This window comes from Arsenophonus sp. ENCA, assembly GCF_002287155.1.
Classification (GTDB): domain Bacteria; phylum Pseudomonadota; class Gammaproteobacteria; order Enterobacterales; family Enterobacteriaceae; genus Arsenophonus; species Arsenophonus nilaparvatae.
Genome location: NZ_NHNG01000659.1, coordinates 1 through 5398, shown reverse-complemented (window position 1 = coordinate 5398; position 5398 = coordinate 1). Strand labels below are relative to the sequence as shown.

General features: G+C 36.4%; 4 protein-coding genes and 2 pseudogenes. 4 read left to right on the top strand and 2 right to left on the bottom strand.

Going from position 1 to position 5398, the window contains the following annotated elements:
* Positions 1 to 138 precede the first annotated feature (138 nt).
* A pseudogene (gene cueO / locus CBG25_RS17190) lies at positions 139 to 1206 on the bottom strand (multicopper oxidase CueO); the annotation flags it as partial.
* Between the two features lie 226 nt (positions 1207 to 1432).
* Between cueO and CBG25_RS17185 the strand changes: the two are divergent.
* The 3 genes from CBG25_RS17185 to speD all read left to right on the top strand — a co-directional run bounded on the left by CBG25_RS17185 (position 1433) and on the right by speD (position 3582).
* Positions 1433 to 1786: a YacC family pilotin-like protein gene (locus tag CBG25_RS17185; protein WP_290608170.1), complete on the top strand. Its 354-nt coding sequence runs from the start codon at positions 1433 to 1435 to the stop codon at positions 1784 to 1786.
* Between the two features lie 105 nt (positions 1787 to 1891).
* Entirely contained in the window at positions 1892 to 2755 is an 864-nt protein-coding gene (speE, locus tag CBG25_RS17180) for a polyamine aminopropyltransferase (RefSeq protein ID WP_290608169.1), read from the top strand.
* Positions 2756 to 2781: 26 nt separating this feature from the next.
* Positions 2782 to 3582, top strand: coding sequence for an adenosylmethionine decarboxylase (speD, locus tag CBG25_RS17175; protein ID WP_290608167.1), 801 nt, complete (start codon positions 2782 to 2784; stop codon positions 3580 to 3582).
* Between the two features lie 131 nt (positions 3583 to 3713).
* Here speD and CBG25_RS17170 read toward each other — a convergent pair whose 3' ends face one another.
* Entirely contained in the window at positions 3714 to 4340 is a 627-nt protein-coding gene (locus tag CBG25_RS17170; RefSeq protein ID WP_290608165.1) for a TetR/AcrR family transcriptional regulator, read from the bottom strand.
* Between the two features lie 217 nt (positions 4341 to 4557).
* Here CBG25_RS17170 and CBG25_RS17165 point away from each other — a divergent pair.
* Positions 4558 to 5268: pseudogene (locus CBG25_RS17165) on the top strand (Tm-1-like ATP-binding domain-containing protein); the annotation flags it as partial.
* Positions 5269 to 5398 lie beyond the last annotated feature (130 nt).

Sequence of the window (5398 nt, the reverse complement as noted above, 5' to 3'; positions counted from 1 at the left end):
AATGATTGCTTTACATAAACGATTATCTCGTAACAGCCGCTCTTTGTTGATCATTTCAAACCTTTATTCTCTAAGTTAAACCTCTTTTTATTCTCAATAGCGTGACAAAAAATGCAAGTCTCTATTCAGCAACTAATTTATTAAATGCAATTGACGCTGTTTAATACCAGCCAAATCAGGCAATGAGGCAATAGAAGCTAAGCTATCAGGTAAAAAAGTGGCTCTTGCGTTCAATCCCGGTTCAATATGCAACAAGGCCAGCCGCTGATCAAAAGGTGCAATTGTCATAGCCATTTGTTTGACTGGCAATGTAACAATATCAAACGCTTTACCATTCGAGGCATCTATCAGTACCTCAAAGCGTTCGGCACTTATCATCGGTAATTGATCGACTGCAACAGGTTCATTTAACAATCCACCATCACTAGCAATAACATACATTTTACGTCCATCACTGGTTGCCAGATTTAAACTTCTGGCATTACAACCATTAAGAAAACGTAAACGTAACCAACCCTTAGGTGCTGTATGTCTGGGTAACACAACGCCATTAGTTAACATAGTGTTACCAAACCAGCCAACAGCGGCACTCATTACATCAAGCTGATAATCTATCTGCCCTGCGCTATTTAAACGTTTATCCTGCAAAATGACCGGAATATCATCAATACCCCATTGATTTGGCAATTTGAGTGATTGGCTATTCTCATCCTCAATTAATACTAAACCCGCTAACCCCATGGCAACTTGATAACCCGTTTTGCCATGAGGATGCGGATGAAACCAACAAGTGCCCTCAGGCTGGTTAACCATAAAATTAACCCTCCTCACCGTATTTGGTTTAATTATTGAATGAGGGCCACCATCGACCTCGCCGGGGATCTTTAGTGCGTGCCAATGCAATGCGGTAGCCTCGGATAACTGATTATCAATATCAATAGTGACTCGCTGGCCTGATTTAAGCTTAATAGCTGGTCCTAATAACGATCGATTATAACCCCATGTTAGCGCTGATTTTGCTGGTAAAAATTGCGTTTTACCTTGCGTAACACGGATCTTAATTTTGCCATGATTATCAGGCCATAATAATGTTGGAATAGGTAAAGAAGGGTATTGAGTTGCAGATAACGCAGCGCGACTCCAGGTTGGTAATAAGCTTACTGAACCGATTGCCGCTGCCAGTTTCATAAAATCCCGACGCAACATAGCTTGCTCCTTTATTATTAGACCCTAATAAGATAAGGTATAGAAGTGGAATGGTAGAAAATAGATAATTTCACTAAAATATAGAGGTTCCACTTACTGGAAGGTCAAGCCAATATTTTTATCTACTATGACAATATATTTATCTAGTTTTGCTAAAAAAAGTATACTTAATAGTGCTATAACTATTAATAGAATAAATTGATATTTAAATTATACAAATAACTGAATGCGTAAAATTATTTTTATTTCACATATAACTCTGCTTTTTTGGTTTGTTTTTTCAACCAAAGCATTTGCCCTATCAATTAATGAAACAGAAAATCTAGCTGATTTAACAGCTGTTTATATATTTTTAAAGCATGATTGTGGTTACTCACAAATTCCTGATCGTGAAATTGAAAGAGCAATCTTCTATTTTGCCCAGAGTAATCATTGGGATATAAGTAATTACGACAAAAATGCCATGGCAAAATTAAATGAAGAGCGTTATGATGACTTAAAAAAAATTCCTATCCCTCGTAAAAAGAAATGCAGGGTGCTTGCCAATGACGCTTTAGCACTATTTGCCTATGTAAAATAAATACTTTCTTACGTCCATTTAGATAAGAAATTTCTAGCTGACCATTGAAACGAAACAAATTATTAGCTGCGCTTTTTTAACTCTGTTAGAAAGGAAAAGACAAGTATGTCAAAAAAAGAAATTTGGCTCGAAACACTCCACCATAATGTAGGTCAATATTTTACTATCGATAATATACTGTACCATAATAAAACAGCTCACCAAAATCTGATTATTTTTGAAAATGCTGAGATGGGGCGGATTATGGCTCTTGATGGCGTAGTACAAACAACTGAACGGGATGAATTTATATATCACGAAATGATGACTCATGTCCCGCTATTTGCCCATGGCTGCGCTAAAAAAGTACTAATAATTGGCGGTGGTGATGGAGCAATGCTACGTGAAGTATGTCGCCATCAATATTTAGAAAACATCACTATGGTAGAAATTGATGAGAATGTAGTGGAGTTTTGTCGCCAATATCTACCCAATCATAATGCAGGCGCTTATAACGATCCGCGTTTTAAATTAGTCATTGATGATGGCGTCAATTTCGTTAAGACAACCCAGCAAAAATTTGACCTTATCATTTCTGATTGCACCGATCCTATCGGACCAGGAGAAGGCTTATTTACCTCAGATTTTTACCACGGATGTGTCAACTGCCTGAATAAAAATGGCATTTTTGTTGCACAAAATGGTGTTTGTTTCTTGCAACAAGATGAAGTGATTAATAGTCATCAAAAACTATCTAATTACTTTAATGATTGCAGCTTTTATCAAGCCGCTATACCGTCTTACTATGGCGGCATGATGACCTTTGCCTGGGCAAGTCAAACAGCAAAATTACGTCAAATACCCTTGCATATATTGGAAAACCGTTTTAAAAAAGCAGAAATTATTTGTCGCTATTATACACCAGCACTGCATCTAGCCAGCTTCGCTTTACCACAGTACTTACTGGATTTACTCGCTAAAAAAGTTTAGTTTTACTCAATAGGAGGTGAAATAAATTGCAAAAATTGAAATTACATGGCTTTAACAATTTAACTAAAAGCCTAAGTTTCTGTATATATGATATCTGTTATGCCAAAACAGCAGCAGATCGCCATAGTTATTTGGCTTATATTGATGAACAATATAATGCAACACGCCTGACTGAAATCCTTACCGAAACCTGCTCTATTATTGACGCCAATATCTTGAATATTGCCCGGCAAGATTATGAGCCTCAAGGTGCCAGCGTTACCATTTTGATCAGTGAAAATTCAACCAATCCAAAAGATATAGACAACACCGAAAATCCCGGGCCATTACCCGATTCTATTGTTGCTCATCTGGATAAAAGTCATATTTGTGTTCACACTTACCCAGAAAGCCATCCAGAGGATGGTATATGCACTTTTAGAGCGGATATCGAAGTTTCCACTTGTGGCGTAATTTCGCCATTAAAAACTCTTAACTATCTTATTCATCAACTTGAATCAGATATTGTTACTATTGATTATCGTGTTCGTGGTTTTACGCGCGATGTTCATGGCATCAAACTCTATATTGATCACGAAATCAATTCCATCCAAAATTATATGCCAGAAGAATTTCAGTCTCAGTACCATATGATAGATGTTAACCTCTATCAGGAAAATCTTTTCCATACTAAAATGATGCTAAAAAACTTTGAGCTTAATCTGAATAACTATTTGTTTAATACAACTGCAGAACAGCTGGCTGTTGAGGAAAAAAAACAGATTACTTATCTGTTGAAAAAAGAGATGCAAGAGATTTATTACGGCCGTAATTTGCCAGAATTATAATTTATAACGATTAGTGGATCGAGAGTAGATTCTTATCCACTAATCATACGATTCCATTCAGTGTTGATATCAATTTTTTACTTTAGCAACTTCTGGCACACTAAATGAACATTACTGGCTAACAAACAGACCTATTGGCTTTTTTCATTATCTTTTATGGCTTGATTATAAATTGCTGTTGCTATCCATTGGTTAATTTTTATTACCTCCGCATTGTCCATATTCCAGATATCTTTCATTACCAAAAAGACTTCAGAACCATAAATAAGGGAAAACGATCTCTTCACTTTCTCAATAATTTCAGGGGAAAAATCATCCTTCATAGGTTCAACTATCATCGCCAAAATATCTTTCCGATGTCCCCGAACTAACCGTTTTTCTACTTTTAAAGTTGATGAGCGAGCTGCCGCCCATTGCTGCAAAGAAACTTGTAATGCTGCCCTAAGCGCCCCTTCATATTGAAACATCCTCGGATAGGCAAATAACAATAATTCTTGGATCCGTTCTTCAGTTTTTTGGCTATCAGGCAACCAAGTTAAAATAGGCCTCAAGCTTTCACTCACAATGGCGGAAACTAGATCACTGTGAGTTGGAAAATAACGATAAGCTGTCGCTCTCGAAACATCAGCATGCGAGGCAACTTCAGAAACAGAAGGCAATTTTCCATCTTCAAACAAGCTCAATGCGGTAGAAATTAATCGGTTAAAAGTTCGTTTCCTGGTGCCAGTATATTGTGAAGTAAAATCAATTGACGTCATAAAATTTATCCTTTATTACTAACCAAAATGGATTTAAACGTCACCTTTACGATAACTTTTATAATTAGAATTTACTGCATAAAAAAACAATATAACGCTAAAGAGTTAAAAATAAATTGAGACTTATATCTCAATTTATAAAAAGCATAAATGATCGCTTACTTTTTTTGCGCCTATAATACTCCCATCCAAGTCAGCAAACAATAAAGGATTTATGATGAAGGAACAGCAAAGTTATATCTACATTGCCGCAACACTTGATACCAAGGCAATTGAAACTTATTATGTTAGTCAACTTATAAAAAAAACTGGCTTAGCGGTACGTATTGTTGATTTGAGTACTAATCCTAACAATTTGAATAATAAAACGGATATTAGTGCTGAAACTATTGCCAGCTATCATCCTTTAGGAAGAGAAGCTATCTTTAGCCAAGATAGAGGAAAAGCTATCGCAGCTATGGCAATCGCATTTGAGAAATATCTTTCACAACAAAAAGATGTTTTAGCTATTCTTGGATTAGGTGGTTCAGGTGGAACAGCGCTTATTACACCCGCAATGCAGTCTCTTGCCATCGGTATTCCAAAGTTAATGCTTTCGACGATGGCATCTGGTGATGTTTCAGGCTATATCGGTGCCAGTGATATTTCCATAATGTACTCAGTTACAGATATTTCTGGCCTGAATACTATCTCCCGTAAAATTTTAAAAAATGCCGCTGCGCAAATCGCAGGTGCGATACTTTTTAATTCTGCTGATGAAGATGAAAACAAAAATAAACCAACTCTGGCGCTAACTATGTTTGGGGTAACAACACCCTGTGTCCAACAGTTAACCCAAAAATTATATAACCATTATGATTGTTTAGTGTTTCATGCTACCGGAAGTGGTGGCAAAGCAATGGAAAAACTGGTTGATAACCAATTATTAGATTAAACTAGTTGCTGAATAGAGACTTGCATTTTTTGTCACGCTATTGAGAATAAAAAGAGGTTTAACTTAGAGAATAAAGGTTTGAAATGATCAACAAAGAGCGGCTGTTACGAGATAATCGTTTATG

Coding starts and splice junctions, on each gene's coding strand:
- CBG25_RS17185 (WP_290608170.1), top strand. CDS start 1,433: ATGCGTAAAATTATTTTTATTTCACATATAACTCTGCTTTTTTGGTTT.
- speE (WP_290608169.1), top strand. CDS start 1,892: ATGTCAAAAAAAGAAATTTGGCTCGAAACACTCCACCATAATGTAGGT.
- CBG25_RS17170 (WP_290608165.1), bottom strand. CDS start 4,340: ATGACGTCAATTGATTTTACTTCACAATATACTGGCACCAGGAAACGA.